This is a genomic window from Streptomyces sp. NPDC005492, assembly GCF_040605995.1.
Lineage (GTDB): Bacteria > Actinomycetota > Actinomycetes > Streptomycetales > Streptomycetaceae > Streptomyces.
Genome location: NZ_JBEXDX010000039.1, coordinates 22,927 through 39,434, shown reverse-complemented (window position 1 = coordinate 39,434; position 16,508 = coordinate 22,927). Strand labels below are relative to the sequence as shown.

The 16,508-nt window shown below is 71.6% G+C and carries 12 protein-coding genes; 9 read left to right on the top strand and 3 right to left on the bottom strand.

Translation table 11 applies throughout. The features are described 5' to 3' along the window. The first annotated feature begins 145 nt into the window (after nt 1-145). Entirely contained in the window at nt 146-4,078 is a 3,933-nt protein-coding gene (gene eccCa, locus ABZT04_RS35630) for a type VII secretion protein EccCa (protein WP_356061830.1), read from the top strand. Between the two features lie 93 nt (nt 4,079-4,171). Here the strand turns inward: eccCa and ABZT04_RS35625 are convergent, their stop codons facing one another. Both ABZT04_RS35625 and ABZT04_RS35620 read right to left on the bottom strand, forming a co-directional pair. Next, complete coding sequence (locus ABZT04_RS35625) at nt 4,172-5,440, bottom strand: S8 family serine peptidase (protein ID WP_356061801.1); 1,269 nt, start codon at nt 5,438-5,440, stop codon at nt 4,172-4,174. Continuing rightward, entirely contained in the window at nt 5,437-8,781 is a 3,345-nt protein-coding gene (locus ABZT04_RS35620; protein ID WP_356061798.1) for a right-handed parallel beta-helix repeat-containing protein, read from the bottom strand. Before ABZT04_RS35620 ends, ABZT04_RS35625 begins: the two co-directional genes overlap by 4 nt. A 439-nt stretch (nt 8,782-9,220) precedes the next feature. On the opposite strand from ABZT04_RS35620, the gene ABZT04_RS35615 reads away from it, so the two are divergent. Together ABZT04_RS35615 and ABZT04_RS35610 are read left to right on the top strand one after the other, a co-directional pair. Then, complete coding sequence (locus ABZT04_RS35615; protein ID WP_356061795.1) at nt 9,221-10,417, top strand: hypothetical protein; 1,197 nt, start codon at nt 9,221-9,223, stop codon at nt 10,415-10,417. Further along, entirely contained in the window at nt 10,417-11,157 is a 741-nt protein-coding gene (locus ABZT04_RS35610; RefSeq protein WP_356061792.1) for a hypothetical protein, read from the top strand. Before ABZT04_RS35615 ends, ABZT04_RS35610 begins: the two co-directional genes overlap by 1 nt. Before the next feature lie 8 nt (nt 11,158-11,165). On the opposite strand, the gene ABZT04_RS35605 is transcribed toward ABZT04_RS35610, so the two are convergent. Beyond that, nucleotides 11,166-11,597 (bottom strand): DUF6299 family protein, encoded by a 432-nt coding sequence (locus ABZT04_RS35605; protein WP_356061789.1) that lies wholly within the window; start codon nt 11,595-11,597, stop codon nt 11,166-11,168. Between the two features lie 251 nt (nt 11,598-11,848). Between ABZT04_RS35605 and ABZT04_RS35600 the strand changes: the two genes are divergently transcribed. The 6 genes from ABZT04_RS35600 (at nt 11,849) to ABZT04_RS35575 (ending at nt 16,507) form a co-directional block, all read left to right on the top strand. Then, nucleotides 11,849-12,043: a DUF5999 family protein gene (locus ABZT04_RS35600; RefSeq protein ID WP_356061786.1), complete on the top strand. Its 195-nt coding sequence runs from the start codon at nt 11,849-11,851 to the stop codon at nt 12,041-12,043. A 122-nt stretch (nt 12,044-12,165) separates the two neighbouring features. Beyond that, complete coding sequence (locus tag ABZT04_RS35595) at nt 12,166-12,993, top strand: PaaX family transcriptional regulator C-terminal domain-containing protein (protein WP_356061783.1); 828 nt, start codon at nt 12,166-12,168, stop codon at nt 12,991-12,993. 163 nt (nt 12,994-13,156) lie between these two features. Beyond that, on the top strand, nt 13,157-13,708 hold the full coding sequence (cysC, locus tag ABZT04_RS35590; RefSeq protein WP_356061780.1) for an adenylyl-sulfate kinase: 552 nt from the start codon (nt 13,157-13,159) through the stop codon (nt 13,706-13,708). Further along, on the top strand, nt 13,705-14,604 hold the full coding sequence (gene cysD / locus ABZT04_RS35585) for a sulfate adenylyltransferase subunit CysD (RefSeq protein WP_356061777.1): 900 nt from the start codon (nt 13,705-13,707) through the stop codon (nt 14,602-14,604). Before cysC ends, cysD begins: the two co-directional genes overlap by 4 nt. A 2-nt stretch (nt 14,605-14,606) precedes the next feature. Next, nucleotides 14,607-15,818, top strand: coding sequence for a GTP-binding protein (locus ABZT04_RS35580; RefSeq protein ID WP_356061774.1), 1,212 nt, complete (start codon nt 14,607-14,609; stop codon nt 15,816-15,818). Between the two features lie 236 nt (nt 15,819-16,054). After that, on the top strand, nt 16,055-16,507 hold the full coding sequence (locus ABZT04_RS35575; RefSeq protein WP_356061772.1) for an ATP-binding protein: 453 nt from the start codon (nt 16,055-16,057) through the stop codon (nt 16,505-16,507). Nucleotide 16,508: the final 1 nt, after the last annotated feature.

Here is a 16,508-nt window from a genome sequence, read left to right as displayed (position 1 = left end):
TTGACAGCGTGATCCGCGTGCGAGTGCCGAGGTTGTTTCCGGGTGCACACCCCCACGTACTGCCGCGGTGCGCGAAGTCCGTTAGGAGCCCCAAGCGTTGAGCGTGGTCCTGTTCCGTCGCCCCGCCCGCCGTCGCGGACCCGACATGCCCGCCGGCGAGTTGGTCCTCCAGGAGCCGCCGACTCTCATGGAGACCGTCCCCGATACGTCCGCCGTGTGGACGTATCTGCCGATGGGGATGATGTCGGTCTCGATGATGATGATGTTCCTGCGGTCGGGGGGACAGTCCAGCGGCGTCTTCATGTACATCGCGCTCGGCGTGATGGTGATGGCCGTCGGCGCGATGATGGTCGGTCAGGTCATGCGCAAGGCCGGTGACCGCAAGCAGCGGCTGCGCGGCGAACGCCGGGACTATCTGCGGTACTTGGCGCAAAGTCGTCGTACGGTGCAGCGGGCCGTGGTCGAGCAGCAGCTCGCGCTCGCCTGGCGCCACCCCGAACCCCGGCTGCTGCGCGGCATGGTCCGCACCACACGGCTGTGGGAGCGCCGGGTCAAGGACGAGGACTTCGGCGAGGTCCGGATCGCCGTGGGCGACCAGCAGCTCGCGATGCGGCTGACTCCCGTCTCCAGCAAGCCTGTTGAGGACCTTGAACCGCTGTGCGCGCACGCCCTGCGCCGCTTCATCCGCGCCTACAGCACCGTCCCGGGTCAGCCCATCGCGCTGTATCTGCGGTCCTGGTCAAGGGTGTTGGTCCGCGGCGACCGCGACGCCACCCGGGGCATGCTGCGCGCCGCGCTGTCCCAACTGGCCCTGTTCCACCCGCCGGAGGAGCTGTGGATCGCGGTGTGCGCCGGTGACGAGGTGCGCGCGGAGTGGGAGTGGGTGAAGTGGCTCCCGCACAACCAGCATCCTCAAGAGACCGACGGCGCCGGTCCGTTGCGCATGGTGGCGTCCGCGTTCACCGATCTGGAGGACCAGCTCGGCAGCGAGTTCTCCGAGCGGCCCGCGTTCGACCCGGACGCGGTGCCCGGCCGTGACGAGCCGCTGGTGGTGGTCGTGGTGGACGGCGCGGGCATCCCGGCCGGCCACCGCTTCGACGGGCCGGGTTTCCGCAACGCCATCGTGCTGGACCTGTCCGATTCCCTCACCTGGCGGCCCGGCCGCACCACGCTGCGCCTCGACGTGAGTCCCGACGCGGTGGCGCTGGTGCGCACCGACCGCAGCCGCAAGGAGCAGACCACCGTCCTGGGCCGCCCCGACCGGGTGGGTCCGGTGGCCGCCGAGTCGCTGGCCCGGCTGATCGCGCCGTACCGGATGAGCCTGACCTCCGACGCGGTCGAACCGCTGTCCAACGACACCGAGTTGACCGCTCTGCTCGGCATCGCCGACCTGCACCGGCTGGACCCCGACACGCTGTGGCGGCAGCACACCGGCTCCGGCCGGCTGCGGGTCCCGGTCGCGGTGGGCGCGGACGGGCGGCCCGTGGAGCTGGACATCAAGGAGTCCGCGCAGGGCGGCATGGGTCCGCACGGCATGCTGATCGGCGCCACCGGTTCCGGCAAGTCGGAGCTGCTGCGCACCCTGGTCCTGGGCCTCGCGCTCACCAACTCCTCCGAAACCCTCAACTTCGTCCTGGTGGACTTCAAGGGCGGCGCGACCTTCCTCGGTCTGGACGAACTCCCGCACACCTCCGCCGTGATCACCAACCTGGCCGACGAGGCCGCCCTGGTGGAGCGCATGCAGGACGCGCTGCACGGTGAACTCATCCGCCGCCAGGAGCTGTTGAGGTCGGCCGGCAACTACACCTCGGCCCTGGAGTACGAGAAGGCGCGGGCCGGCGGCGCCGATCTCGCCCCGCTGCCCAGCCTGTTCGTCGTCGTCGACGAGTTCAGCGAACTCCTCGCCTCGCACCGGGAGTTCATGGAGCTGTTCGTGATGATCGGCCGCCTGGGCCGGTCCCTCGGCGTGCATCTGCTGCTCGCCTCGCAGCGTCTCGACGAGGGCCGTATGCACCAGTTGGAGTCGCACCTGTCGTACCGGATCGGTCTGCGCACCTTCTCCGCGATGGAGTCCCGGGGTGTCCTCGGTGTGCCCGACGCGTACGAACTGCCCTCGCAGCCCGGCAGCGGCTATCTGAAGAGCGGGGTCGAGGCCCTCACCCGCTTCCGTGCCGCCTATGTGTCCGGCCCCTACCGCAGGCGCGGCGGGGCCGTCGCGCAGGCCCGGGTCGCCACCCAGGTGGTGCCCTGGTCGACCGGCTACATCGTGCCGCGCGCCCCGGCACCGGCCGCGATCGTGCCGGAGCCGGAGGCGGAGGAGAGCGTCGAGAGCCTGCTGTCGGTGGCGCTGGACCGGCTGCGCGACTCCGGGCCGCCCGCGCACCGGGTGTGGCTGCCGCCGCTGGACACCGCGTCCCCGCTGGACACCCTGCTCGGCGGTCTCGCCGAGGACCCGGACCGCGGTCTCACCGCGTCCCGCTGGACCGGCGCCGGACGCCTGCGGGTGCCGGTCGGCCTCGTCGACAAGCCCTTCGACCAGCGCCGTGACCCGCTCGTGGTGGACCTCGCCGGGGCCGGTGGCCATGTCGCCGTCGCGGGTGGTTCGCAGAGCGGCAAGTCGACGGTGCTGCGCTCCCTCATCATGGCCCTCGCGCTCACCCACACTCCTCGCGAAGTGCAGTTCTACTGCCTCGACTTCGGTGGCGGCACGCTCTCCCAGCTCACCGGGCTGCCGCATGTCGGCGGGGTCGCGGCCCGCCTCGACACCGAGCGGATCAGCCGTACGGTCGCCGAGGTGACCGCGGTGCTCACCCAGCGCGAGCAGTTCTTCCTGGACAACGGCATCGACTCGATGTCCACCTACCGGCGGCGCCGCGCGGCCGGGGAGTTCCCCGACGAACCGCACGGCGACATCTTCCTGGTGATCGACGGCTGGTCGGCGGTGCGGCAGAACTTCGACCAGTTCATCCCCACGTTCAACCAGATCGCCACCAGCGGCCTCAACTACGGCATCCACCTGATCGTCGCCACCGCCCGCTGGCTGGAACTCACCGCCCCGGTCCGCGACCAGTCCGCGACCCGGCTCGAACTCCGGCTCGGCGACACGATGGACTCCGTGGTGGACATCCGCAAGGCGAGCGCGGTGCCCCAGATCCCGGGCCGGGGTCTCACCGTCGAGACCAAGCTGCACTTCCTGTCCGCGCTGCCCCGGGGTGACGGTTCCACGGACCCGGAGACGCTCAGCGAGGGCGTCGCGGACCTGGTGGACCGGATCGCGGCAGCCTGGCACGGCCCGCGCGCCCCACAGGTCCGGATGCTTCCGCACCGGCTGCCCGCGGCCGAACTGCCCGAGCCGGAGCGGGGCGACGGCCTCAGCCTCAAGCTGGCGCTCGGCCAGGACGAGGAGACCCTCGGCACCGTCTGGCACGACTTCTCGCGCAACCCGCACCTGGTGGCCGTGGGCGACACGGAGAGCGGCAAGACCAACCTGCTGCGGCTGGTCGCGGACGCGGTCGTCGCCCGCTACTCCCCCGCCGAGGCCCGCATCCTGGTCGTGGACTACCGGCGCGGCCTGGTCGACGCCGTCCCCGAGGAGTACCGCCTCGGCCACGCGGTGGCCCTGGAGGCCCTCAAGCAACTGGTCGGCGGCTCCGCGAAGGCGCTGCGCACCCGCGTGCCCGGCCAGGAGATCACCCCGGCCCGGATGCGGCAGGCCGACTGGTGGTCGGGCCCCCGTCTGTTCGTCCTGGTCGACGACTACGACATGGTCGGCGGCGGCACGGTCATGGACCACCCCTTCGCCCCGCTCTTCGAACACCTCGCGCTGGGCCACGAGTTGGGCCTGCACGTGGTCGTAGCCCGCTCCGCCACGGGCGCGGGCCGCGGCCTCAACGACCAGCTCCTACGCCGCCTCGACGAGGTCAACACCCCCGGCGTCCTGATGTCCTGCTCCCCGTCGGAGGGCTACGTCTTCGGCAATGTAAAGCCCCGAGTACTCCCCCCGGGCCGAGCCCTCCACATAGTCCGCCGCAAGCCGTCCCTCATCCAGACGGCGCTGGCGGCGGGGGCGGAGGAGTAGGAGGCGGAGGAATGAGCGGCCACCACTGAACGGCGCGGCCCCGGGGGACTGTTGGTCGCCCGGGGCCGCACCGTTTCACGATCGATCCGCCCGTCAGCTCTCCGTCGCCCCCTGGACACCCGCGCCCACCGGGACACCGCTCGCGGCGCCCTCCGTACCCTGCGTACTCTCCGGCCGCGACGGGCGCCAGCCCAGGCGCCGTCCCCGGGGCAGGACAAGGCCGAGCCAGATCACCGCGATGATCACCGCCAGGCCCGCCGACGCGGGCCACAGGGCGCGGCGGAGGGGGCCGGCCGCCTTGTCGGCCGGCAACCGCACCGGGGAACCGGCGTCGTCGCGGATCGGTGCGGAGTCCGCGCCCAGCACCGAGGTGACGGCCGCGTACGGATCGAGGCGGGGTACGTCGGCCGGGTAGGCGGAAGTGCGCAGCAGGGTCGCGGTCTGTGCGGCCGTCAGGTCCGGGTGGACGGAGCGCACCAGCGCCGCCGTTCCCGCCACGAACCCGGCGGCCAGTGACGCCCCGGAACCTATGTAGTGGCCGTCCTTCGCGGGGCCGATGCCGACCACCCCGTCGCCGGGCGCGGAGATCGAGGCGCTGTCGGTGGTGTACGCGCCGGTCGGCCGCTTGCCGTCGACGTCCACGTCGAGGACGGAGAGGACGCCGTCGTCGGCGGCGGGGTAGTAGTCGCGGGCGGGTGGAGAGTCCGTCGCCGAGGTCGCCGTCGCGGGGGTGTCCGGTACGGCGGCGGCAACCACCAGGACGTCCTTCTTCGCGGCCAGCGCCACCGCCGACCGCAGCGCGGCGGTGTCCCCGCCGAGCGCCGCCGACACGGTGACCACCTCCGCACCGCCGTCCACAGCGGCCCGGATGCCGTCCGCGACCTGGTCGGCGGTGACCTTGCCCCGGGCGTCGCTGCCGCGCACGGCGAGGATGCGCGCCTGCTGCGCCACGCCCGCGAACCGCACCCCTTCTTCTACGGCGGCCCCGACCAGCCCGGCCACGAAGGTGCCGTGTCCCACGCAGTCCGTCCCGGCGTCGCCGACCGCCGTCACCCGCCCCTTCAGCGCGGGGGCGGAGTCCGAGACACCGGTGTCGACGACGCCTACGGTGACCCCGGAGCCGGACGCGAACTTCCAGGCCCGGCTGAGCTGGAGCGAGACCTGCTCCCAGGGCACGTCGGTGGCCCGCTGGTCCGAGCCCGCCGTACAGGCCGCGTCGGCGTCCAACTGCGAAGCGAGTACCGGGAGTTGGACCGTGCTGCCACCGGCCGCCGCCGCGGATTCCGCGCCGAGCGCGCTCGCGGAGGCCATCAGCAGCAGTGCCAGAGCGGCGGCGGAGACCCTGCCAGGTGTCGTCGTCATGCCCGGGCCGCCCCGCTGGGGGTGGAGGAGGCACCGGCCGGGTCGGCGAGGTCCTCCGGGAGCAGCAGCCGCAGGTCGTCGAGGCTGGGTACGGCCAGTCTGCTGAGGCGGCCCGCCTGCCGGGTCATCATCCGCTCCAGGATCTGGCGGGCGGTACGCGCGTTGCCGAAGGACCGGTCGCGGGGCAGCCCGTCGAAGTGCTGCCGCAGTACCGGTCCGAGCCCGGCCGCGCACTCGTATCCGAGTTGTACGGCGTGCTCGCGGACGATGGTGACCAGTTCGTCGGAGGAGTAGTCGGCGAACTCCACGCGGCGCGAGAACCGGGAGGACAGCCCCGGGTTGGAGGCGAGGAAGGTCTCCATCTCCTGGGTGTAGCCCGCGACGATGACGACCACCTTGTCGCGGTGGTCCTCCATCAACTTCAACAGGGTGTCCACGGCCTCCCGGCCGAAGTCGGACCCGGACGCCTCACGCGGGGTGAGGGTGTACGCCTCGTCGACGAACAGGACGCCGCCCAGGGCGCGTTCGAAGACCTCGCGGGTCAACTGCGCGGTGTGGCCCACGTATCGGCCGACGAGGTCGGCGCGGGACACCTCGACCAGCTGGCCGCGCGGCAACACGCCCAGGGAGGCGAGGAGTTCGCCGTAGAGGCGGGCCACGGTGGTCTTGCCGGTGCCGGGCGGGCCGGTGAAGACGAGGTGGTGGCTGAGGCGGGGCACCGGGAGTCCGGCGGCCTCGCGCTGCTTGGCCGTCGACACCAGGTTGACGAGGTCGGTGACGTCCCGCTTCACCGCGTGGAGTCCGACCAGCGCGTCCAGCCTGCTGAGCGCGTCGTCGCCGGGGTCGGTGGCGTTCGGCCCATCGGCGGCGGTGCGGGCCGCCTCCTCGCTGATGTCCTGCGGCAGCAGCAGCGAGAGGTCCTGCTCGGTGACGTCGGTGAGCGCGGCCAGCCGTACCGCCTGCCGGTCCACCATCTCCTCGAACACCTGCCGTGCGGCACGGCCGTTGCCGAACCCGGCGTCCTTCGGTATGCGCTCGAAGTGCACGGCGAGCGCGAGGCGGGTCTCGTCGGCGAGCGCGTACTGATGGCGTACGCACATGCTCTCCATGATCTCCACCAGCTCCGGCACCGAGTAGTTCTCGAACTCGACGGTCCGTGAGAAACGGGACGCCAGACCGGGGTTGGAGCCGAGGAAGCTGCGCATCTCGTCGGAGTAGCCCGCGGCCACGACCACCACGTCCTCGCGGTGGTCCTCCATCAGCTTCAGAAGAGTGTCTACGGCTTCCCGCCCGAAGTCGGCTCCGGAACCACGGGAGTCGGAGGTGAGGGTGTACGCCTCGTCGACGAACAGGACGCCGCCCAGGGCCCGTTCGAAGGCCTCGGTGGTCTTGATGGCGGTACCGCCGATGACCTGGGCGACCAGGTCGGCGCGGGAGACCTCGACCAGGTGTCCGGAGCGCAGGGCCCCCAACTCGGCGAGGATCGTGCCGTAGAGGCGGGCCACGGTGGTCTTGCCGGTGCCGGGCGGGCCCGCGAAGACCAGGTGGCGGCTCATCGGCGGTGCGGACATGCCGAGTTGGGCGCGGCGCCGGGCGAGCTGGGTGAGGTTGACGAGGGTGCGGACCTGTTCCTTCACGTTGTCCAGGCCGATGAGGCTCTCCAGCGCGGCCATCGGTCCGTCGGGACGGCCGGGCCCCTCCGACTCCGGTACGGTGCCGGCCGGGTCGGTGCCCTCGGCTTCGCCGAAGCCCCAGGCGTCGCGGGACTCGTTGCCGGTGCTGGTGAGGTTCTCCACGGCCAGTCGGCCGCCGGCCTTGGCCTGGACGAGGCCGCCGCCCTTGTTGTCACGGACCGTGCAGCCCACCACCGAGACCGGTGCCTCCGACTCGACGCGGATGCCGTCGCGCTCGTTGCCCGCCGCCTCGCAGCCGTTCAGCGAGGCCCGGCCGCCGTCGCGGACCAGGAAACCGTGCTCGGCGGCAGCGGCGGTCCGCACCCGGTTGGCCGTCAACTCGCCGCCGGTGTCCACGAGTACACCGCAGCCGCCGGCCGAGACCAGCTCGCCGTCGCGGATCGCCGCCGTGCCCTCGCCGCCGATCTCCAGAGCGGAGCCGCCGGGGTTGTTGACGCGGAATCCGGCGAGGTAGACGTTGCCGCCCGCCGCGATCTCCGCGCCCGCGCCGCCCGGTGTCTCGACCGTGCAGTCCTCGACCCGGCCGCGCCCGCCGTCGCGCACCGACACACCGCAGCCGCCCGCGCCGGTGATCCGGGCACGGCGCAGCAGCGGGTTGGCATTGCCCCGGATCACCACACCGGCGCCCTTGACGTCGACGATCTCCACGCGCTCCAGCTCGGCAGCCGAGTCCTCCTCAAGCAGCACCCCGTCGCTCTCGCCGTCCCGGACGGTCAGCGAGGTCAGCGTGGGCGAGGAGGCGCCGGCCACCCGCAGCGCCGCCATCTGGGCGCCGGTCAGCCAGCAGTCCTCGTAGGTGCCGCGCGAACGGTCCGTCACCAGCAGGCCGTTGCCCGTGGTGCGGGCGGTGCGGCAGCGGCGCAGTACCGGGTCGCTGCCGTGCGAGACGATGATGCCGGGGCCGCTGCTGCCGGTGACCCGCACCTCCTCCAGCTCGCAGCGGGCCGCGCTGGTCACATGCACACCGATCGAGGTGTCGCGGATCACGGTCCTCAACACCCGTACCGCGCTGCGTTCTTCGAGGGCCAGCGACGGCTTGTCGGTGGAGGCCAGGTCGCAGTCCTCCACGGAACCCTGGGCGTCGCCGTTGGCGAGCACGCCGTTGCCTCGCGCGTCCCGCACCGTGCAGCCGCGCAGGGTGGCCCGGCCGCGTTCGCCGATCACCACACCGCTGGTGCCGAGGTGTTCGAGGGTGCAGGACTCCAGGGAGCTCTCGGTCGGCGAGGTGACCACGACACCGGCGCCGGTGCGGTTGGATATCCGGCACTCGCGCATCGCCAACGAGCCGGAGTTGCGGGCCAGTACGGTCGTCCACGAGGCGCCGGACAGATCGCAGCCCTGCATCGCGACCTGCCCGTGCGAGGCGTCCACGGCGGGCTGTTCCTCGTCGTGGCCCTGCACCACCAGGTCGGTCAGCATCACCGCGTCCACGCGCAGCGAGATCACGATGCCCTTGCGCGGCGCCAACCGGACGGTGCCGCGCGCCTGTTCCGCGACGATGGTCACCCGCGTGGTCACGACGAGGTTCTCCTCGTACGTCCCCGGGCGCACGCTCAGCACCGCGCCGCCGCGCGCCCTGGCCAGGGCCTCTCCGATCGTCCGGGCATCCCCGGTGCCCTCCGGACAGACCGTCAGTACCTGGCGCACTCAGCAGACCTCCTCGTGTCGGCACCCGTCGGTTGCGGCCAACCCCATCATGCCGTACGGCAAATTATGTGCCGTCGCGCAACAGCCGTACCAGCGCCGGGGCTTGCGCGTGACGATTGTTAACTCGTGGGAAAGGAACCGTTGTTGGGCCATGCGCGTGGAGAAGCGTGAATAGGATTGTCCACACAGGCGTACGACGGACTGCTGGGCGAATGGGCGGACAGCGCGGATGACAGACCGGACCGAACCGACAACGTCAGAACCCTCGGCCACCGCGCCCACGGCGAGGTCGGCACCTGCGGCGAGCGAGACACCCAAGTCCAGCTCGGCCGAGGCCGGTTCCGCCGGGTCATCTCGGGCCGTATCGGCCGCGTCCGTCGCGGAGGAACTCTCCGGGGAAGGCAGTACTGCGGGCGAGGCGGCCAAGTCCCCTACGGGCATGCCCGGTTCCCCTGCGTCTTCCGGAGCCGCAGGGGCCGCCCCGTCGGCGGCGAGCCTCACGCCGAAGCCCACCGGGGACGACATGGCGGGCGAGGCATCCCCGTCCCGCCCAGGCACGCCCCGTTCCCCCCAGTCCCCCGAGGCGATCTCGGCCGCCTCCGTCGCAGCGGAACTCTCCGCGGAGACCGCCACCGCGCCGCAGTCGGCCGGTCCTGCGTCGGGCCGCGGGGAGAACCCCAAGTCCCGCTCAGGCGAGCCCAGTTCCTCCCGCTCCCCCGGATCCGTATCCGCCGCATCCCTCGCGGAGGAACCCTCCGCCGAGACCGTCGCAGCGGAATTGACCCCGCCCCCCACCAGCACGGCGGAAACCGCAGCGGAACCCACGCAGCCGGAAGCCGCCCCGGCCGAGGCCCCCGCCGCACTGGCCGCGAGTGTTCCCGAGGGGGACGGGCCCGCCCCGGAAGGCGCCGCCGCGTCCGTCGGGCGGCCCGGGCGGCCGTTGCTGGCCGGTGCCGCGGTGCTCGGGGCGTTGTTGATCGCCGTGCCGGGGCTGTTGATGAGCCGGGACCGGACGCCGGAGAACCACGATCGTGTCGTCGCCGACCAGGCGGGCACCGTGCTCGGGGGCGGCGCGACGCAGGGCGCCGGGGCCTACGCCTCGTCCAGCCCCTCCGCCACCCCGTCCGCCACGCCGAAGGCCGTTCCGCACCACACCACTCCGGCCAAGACGTCCGTCGCGCAACCGGTGAGCGAGCCGACCACGGTCAAGACCAGGAAGCCGACCGCCTCACCGACGCCGAAGAAGGCCACGTCGACCGCAAAGTCCGGGACGAGTTCGACCACCACGTCCCAGTCGAGCCTGCCGTCGGACATCCTTGTCACGGCCACCCGCGTGCTGAACTCCGGCCAGTCCCTCAACGCGAAGAAGGCCCGGCTGCGCATGCAGACCGACGGCAACCTGGTCCTGTACGACGAGAACAACAAGGCCCGTTGGGCCACCATGACCTTCGGTTCGAACTACCAGGCGGTCTTCCAGGCGGACGGCAACCTCGTCGTCTACACCTCCGACAACCGTGCCGTCTGGGCCAGCCAGACCCCGGGCCACAACGGTGCCACCCTCAGGCTCCAGGGCGACGGCAACATGGTGATCTACGCCGGTTCGACGCCGATCTGGGCCAGCAACACCCAGCACTGATGCCGGACGCGCGGACGCACTTCGGCTATCGGACGGACGGCCTGTGGGCCGTGGCCGGCATCGCGTTCTGTGTGCTGGTGCTCGGCTCCGGGCTCGCCCTGTTCGGCATGCTCGGGTTCGGCGAGGAGTGCATGCAGGGGCTCACGAAGGGACCGGGCCGGCTGCTGCATGTGCGGAACCAGGCGTTTCCGCCCGCCACCGTCTGCGAGTTCCGGAACGGGGACGTCACCTCGATCGGCGGCGGATGGGCGCTGGGGCTGCTGCTCTGGGCCGCCCTGGTGACGATGGCCGGCTGCCTGCTGGTGGCCATGATCGCCGAGTTTCTCGACCCACGCGTCGACAGCGCCCGGGTCGTGCCGATGTCCCCGGTCACGAAACTCCGCCGCACCGGGGCGGCGTTCCTCGTGAGCGGCTCCGTATTTCTCACGCTGTACCTGCTGACCGGATGGAAACTGCTCGCGGGACCGTCGTCGGCCTGCTCGACGGGCGCGGACTGGGGAAGCCAGGTGCCGACGACCCTGGACCCCGGCTTCTTCCCGCCGCAGGCGACGTGCCGGTACACCAGCGGTCTGACCCGGCAACTGAACCCCGACTGGGTGGGCTCGCTCACGATGGCGACGGCCCTGCCCGCGCTGCTGGCCGGTCTCGGCTTCGCGCTCGCCCTGCGCCGCTGGCACGCGGCCCAGCGTGGGCGGGTAACTCCCCCATCGCCGGGCCGCGTTGACGCCACCACGGGCTGACCCGCAGCTCAGCTCTTGGTGAGGGTGATGTCCTGCCGCTGGGTCGCGTGGAAGACCGGCAGGGGCAGGCCGCCCTGCGGGGAGAGCTCCAGCACGGTGGCCTCGACCTGGGCCGCGCCGGGGGTGAGCGCGTCGGGCGAGGTCTTGCCCGAGTTCTCCCAGGCGTGCTCGACACCGTCGCAGACCGCCTGGCTGCCGCCGATGCCGTGATGGACCGAGGAGTTGTCCTGCCAGACGGACGAACTGACGAACACCGGGCCCGAGTTGCCGACACAGCGGTAGGTGCCGGAGAGGGTGACGGTGCCGTCCGCGGCGATACGGCCCGTGGGGTCGACGGTCACCGTCTCGGACGGGTCGGCGGACGCGGTCGCGGCCGGGGCGGCGGCCACCAGGAGCAGCGCGGCACCGGCCGCCGAACCGAGGGCGGAACGCATGGACATGGGAATACCTCCTGAAGTCGAAGCAGAGGGCTCCACAGGTACCGGTCAGCCGCCCCGACTCCCGTGATCCTCACTCCTTCGGTGGCGAGTCCGCACCGAGCGTCGTGGAACCGTCCGAGTGTTGTCCGCGTGTTGTCACGCTTCACAGCGGGCGGTTCCGATGAGTTCGCGACGGGAGGATGGTCTGTATATGCGATGCAGGGCGGCGACGGAGCCGCCGGCACGGATCGCATCCGACGTGGAGGTACGCCATGTGTTCCCACCAGCCCTCGTGCCCCGTGACCGACACCGACACCCCGCACATCGTCTCCGCCCACCCCGAACAGGGCTGGACGCTGCTGTGTGACGGCGCGATCGTCTTCGACGACACCGGCGCCCTGCTGCCCGACGGCCGGATCGTGGCCCCGCACCGGATCCCGGCGGACCAACTCGCCGTCGCCGCCTGACCGTTCCGCCCGACCGACGCCCGTGATCGTCTTCCCGGGACGCGCTGCCCACGGTGACCGACGAACCGTAGAGGATCAGCTTGCGCACCCGAGGTGACCAGCAGCGATGCTGACGACCTAAGATGATCAACGTGTCCGACCAGCCTGCTCCACGGTCTCTCATCGTCACGCTCTACGGCGCCTACGGCCGTTTCGTGCCCGGCCCTGTCCCGGTCGCGGAACTGATCCGGCTCCTGGCCGCGGCCGGCGTCGACGCGCCCTCGGTGCGCTCCTCGGTGTCCCGGCTCAAACGGCGCGGGCTGCTGCTGCCCGCCCGCACCGCCCAGGGTGCCGCCGGGTACGAACTCTCGCCCGAGGCACGGCAGTTGCTCGACGACGGCGACCGGCGCATCTACGCCACCACCCCCTCGGACGACGAGGGCTGGGTCCTCGCGGTGTTCTCCGTCCCCGAGTCCGAACGCCAGAAACGGCACATCCTGCGCTCCCGGCTGTCCGCCCTCGGCTTCGGCACCGCCACCCCCGGCGTCTGGATCGCGCCCGCCCGCCTGTACGAGGAGACCCGGCACATCCTCCAGCGGCTGCGGCTCGACCCGTACGTGGACTTCTTCCGCGGCGAGCACCTCGGCTTCGCGGCGACCGCCGAGGCCGTCGCCCGCTGGTGGGACCTCACCGCGATCGCCCGGCAGCACGAGGCGTTCCTCGACCGCCACGCACCCGTGCTGGACGACTGGGAGGGCCGCGCGGACACCCCGCCCGAGGACGCGTACCGCGACTACCTCCTCGCCCTGGACTCCTGGCGCCATCTGCCCTACGTCGACCCGGGACTGCCCGCGAGCCTCCTCCCGCGCGACTGGCCGGGCACCCGCTCGGGCGAGGTGTTCCGGGCGCTGCACGAGCGGCTGCGGGACGCCGGGGCGGTGTTCGCGGGCGTGTGGCCGCAGTCGCCGTAGCGGCCGTGGCCGCCGATTATGAACAGTTCATGTCGAGGGCTCGTGACCTCTTGCGCACCACGAGTCACTCAGCTAAACCTCAGGTTCCTTAGCAGGTCCTCTCAGAGTTCTTACCTAGCCTTCGACGACGTCGCTCGTCGGGTAAGAAAGAGGACTGTTGCGCATGACCACCACGGCAAGGGCTCAGGGAGCCACCGTCTGGCTCACCGGACTGCCGAGTGCGGGTAAGACGACGATCGCGAGACATCTGGGTGACCGTCTGAAGGCCGAGGGGCATCGCGTGGAGGTCCTCGACGGCGACGAGGTGCGTCGCTTCCTCTCCGCCGGTCTCGGCTTCTCCCGCGAGGACCGCAACACCAATGTGCAGCGCATCGGCCTCGTTTCCGAGGTGCTCGCGCGCAACGGCGTGCTCTGTGTCGTCCCGGTCATCGCGCCCTACGCCGACAGCCGCGAGGCCGTCCGCAAGCGGCACGAGGCGAGCGGGACGCCGTACATCGAAGTGCATGTCGCGACCCCGGTCGAGGTGTGCAGCGAGCGCGACGTCAAGGGTCTCTACGCCCGCCAGGCCGCGGGTCATCTGACCGGTCTGACCGGCGTCGACGACCCGTACGAGCCGCCCACCGACCCGGCGCTCACCCTGCCGACGCAGACGCAGAGCCCGCAGGAGTCGGCGGACGCGGTGTACGCGGTGCTGTCCGAGCGGGGGCTGGTGTGAGTTTCGCCCTCTCTCACCTCGATGCGCTTGAGTCCGAGGCGGTGCACATCTTCCGTGAGGTGGCGGGTGAGTTCGAGCGGCCGGTGATTCTCTTCTCCGGCGGCAAGGACTCGATCGTCATGCTGCACCTGGCGCTGAAGGCGTTCGCGCCGGCGGCGGTGCCGTTCTCGCTGCTGCATGTGGACACCGGACACAACTTCCCCGAGGTCCTCGAATACCGCGACCGTGTGGTGGCCGCCCATGGGCTGCGTCTCCATGTGGCCTCCGTACAGGACTACATCGACCGCGGTGTGCTGCGCGAACGTCCCGACGGCACCCGCAACCCGCTCCAGACCCTGCCGCTCACGGAGAAGATCCAGGCCGAGCGCTTCGACGCCGTCTTCGGCGGCGGCCGCCGGGACGAGGAGAAGGCCCGCGCCAAGGAGCGGGTGTTCAGCCTCCGGGACGAGTTCTCGCAGTGGGATCCGCGTCGGCAGCGGCCCGAGCTGTGGAACCTCTACAACGGGCGGCACGCGGCCGGCGAGCACGTCCGCGTCTTCCCGCTGTCCAACTGGACCGAGCTGGACGTCTGGCAGTACATAGCCCGCGAGCACATAGCGCTGCCCGACATCTACTTCGCGCACTACCGCGAGGTCTTCAACCGCGGCGGTATGTGGTTGACCCCGGGTGAGTGGGGCGGGCCGAAGGCCGGCGAGACCGTCGAGAAGCGGCAGGTGCGCTACCGGACCGTCGGCGACATGTCCTGCACGGGCGCCGTCGACTCCGAGGCCGCCACCCTCGACGACGTGATCGCCGAGATCGCCGCCTCCCGGCTGACCGAGCGGGGCGCCACGCGGGCCGACGACAAGATGTCCGAGGCCGCGATGGAAGACCGCAAGCGCGAGGGGTACTTCTAGACATGAGCACCACCACCATCGACACGCTGCGGTTCGCGACGGCGGGTTCCGTCGACGACGGCAAGTCCACGCTCGTAGGACGGCTGTTGCACGACTCCAAGTCGGTCCTGACCGACCAACTCGAAGCCGTGCAGCGGGTGTCGGCCGACCGCGGCCAGGACGCCCCCGACCTCGCGCTCCTCACCGACGGCCTGCGCGCCGAACGCGAACAGGGCATCACCATCGACGTGGCCTACCGCTACTTCGCCACCCCGCGCAGGCGGTTCATCCTCGCCGACACCCCGGGCCATGTGCAGTACACCCGCAACATGGTCACCGGCGCCTCCACCGCCGAGCTGGCGATCATCCTGGTCGACGCCCGCAACGGGGTCGTCGAGCAGACCCTGCGGCACGCCGCCGTGGCCGCGCTGCTGCGGGTGCCCCACGTGGTGCTGGCGGTCAACAAGATGGACCTGGTCGGGTACGAGCAGGAGGTGTTCGAGCGGATCGTCGAGGAATTCGCGGGCCACGCGGCCGAGTTGGGGCTGCCGTCCTTCACGCCGATCCCGGTGTCGGCGATCGTCGGCGACAACGTGGTGGACCGTTCGGCGCACATGGACTGGTACGAGGGGTCGGCCCTGCTGGAGTTCCTGGAGAAAGTGCCGGTCGGTGCCGACCCGTCCGACGCCCCGGCCCGTTTTCCGGTCCAGTACGTCATCCGTGACGGCGAAGTCCGTTGGTACGCGGGCCAGTTGGTGTCCGGGTCACTGCGGGTCGGTGACCGGGTGACGGTGCAGCCCTCCGGCGAGACCTCCGAGATCACCGGGATCTCCGTGCTCGGCACGGAGGCCGACGCGGCGTACGCGGCGCAGTCGGTCAGTCTGCGTCTCGCCGACCAGCGGGACGTGTCGCGCGGCGACATGATCACCGCCGGGGCCGACTCGCCCGCGCTCACCCAGGACGTCCGGGCCGCAGTCTGTCATCTCGCCGACCGTCCGCTGCGGGTCGGCGACCGGGTGCTGCTGCGCCACACCTCCCGCACGGTCAAGGCGATCGTCAGGGACCTCGGCGGCGCGGCCGAGCTGACCGCGAACGACCTGGGCCGGATCACCCTGCGCACCGCCGAGCCGCTCGCGCTCGACGACTACGCGGTCTCCCGCCGCACCGGCGCGTTCATCGTGATCGACCCGGCGGACGGCGCGACGCTCACGGCGGGTATGGCCGACCTGTCGTAGACACCGCTTTCCCCGCCTTTTCCCACGCCCTCAAGCCCCCGAACCGGACGGGGCTTGGGGGCGTTCGTCACGAGTCGTCTATAGCGCGGTAACAACGGGAGCAGTCATGCGGGAGGGACCGTTGAACGGGGTATGCCGCTCGGTACCGGGACGAAGGTCCCCCGCGGTGCCCGCCGAGAGACTCTGACAAAGGGCGCCGTACCATTCATATAGTTGAAAGCAGGACAGCCTGCTCCATGAACGGACCCGCCTTGCAAGAACGCCCCTCCGCCTCCGCCTCCTGGCGCATCGCACTGCCGCACACCGCCGCGGCCGTGCCGGTGGCCCGTGCCCTGGTCCGTACGGCTCTGTCCGAGGTGAAGCACACGGCCGACAGCGACACCGCGGAGCTGCTGACGGCGGAGCTGGTCGCGAACGCGGTGGAGCACACCGCCGGTGACGCCCCCATAGAGCTGGTGGTCGAGCTGCTGCCCGGCGGCTGCCAGGTCGAGGTGCACGACCCCGACCCAGAGCCGCCGGGGAGTCTGACCAGGCCCGTCGTCGAGGCGCCCGACCCCTGGCAGGAGCACGGGCGCGGCCTGCTGCTGATCCGCGCCCTCAGCTCGTCCTGCGGCCACCGCCCCGTCGGGTCGGGCAAGGCGGTCTGGTTCAGGCTGCCCGTCGTACCGCCGCAGCGGCGTCCCGCGTAGC

What these genes read in the sequence shown, in the direction of transcription:
- eccCa (WP_356061830.1), top strand. Translation starts at nt 146, where the DNA reads ATGCCCGCCGGCGAGTTGGTCCTCCAGGAGCCGCCGACTCTCATGGAG.
- ABZT04_RS35625 (WP_356061801.1), bottom strand. Translation starts at nt 5,440, where the DNA reads ATGACGACGACACCTGGCAGGGTCTCCGCCGCCGCTCTGGCACTGCTG.
- ABZT04_RS35615 (WP_356061795.1), top strand. Translation starts at nt 9,221, where the DNA reads ATGCCCGGTTCCCCTGCGTCTTCCGGAGCCGCAGGGGCCGCCCCGTCG.
- ABZT04_RS35610 (WP_356061792.1), top strand. Translation starts at nt 10,417, where the DNA reads ATGCCGGACGCGCGGACGCACTTCGGCTATCGGACGGACGGCCTGTGG.
- ABZT04_RS35605 (WP_356061789.1), bottom strand. Translation starts at nt 11,597, where the DNA reads ATGTCCATGCGTTCCGCCCTCGGTTCGGCGGCCGGTGCCGCGCTGCTC.
- ABZT04_RS35600 (WP_356061786.1), top strand. Translation starts at nt 11,849, where the DNA reads ATGTGTTCCCACCAGCCCTCGTGCCCCGTGACCGACACCGACACCCCG.
- ABZT04_RS35595 (WP_356061783.1), top strand. Translation starts at nt 12,166, where the DNA reads ATGATCAACGTGTCCGACCAGCCTGCTCCACGGTCTCTCATCGTCACG.
- cysC (WP_356061780.1), top strand. Translation starts at nt 13,157, where the DNA reads ATGACCACCACGGCAAGGGCTCAGGGAGCCACCGTCTGGCTCACCGGA.
- ABZT04_RS35580 (WP_356061774.1), top strand. Translation starts at nt 14,607, where the DNA reads ATGAGCACCACCACCATCGACACGCTGCGGTTCGCGACGGCGGGTTCC.
- ABZT04_RS35575 (WP_356061772.1), top strand. Translation starts at nt 16,055, where the DNA reads ATGAACGGACCCGCCTTGCAAGAACGCCCCTCCGCCTCCGCCTCCTGG.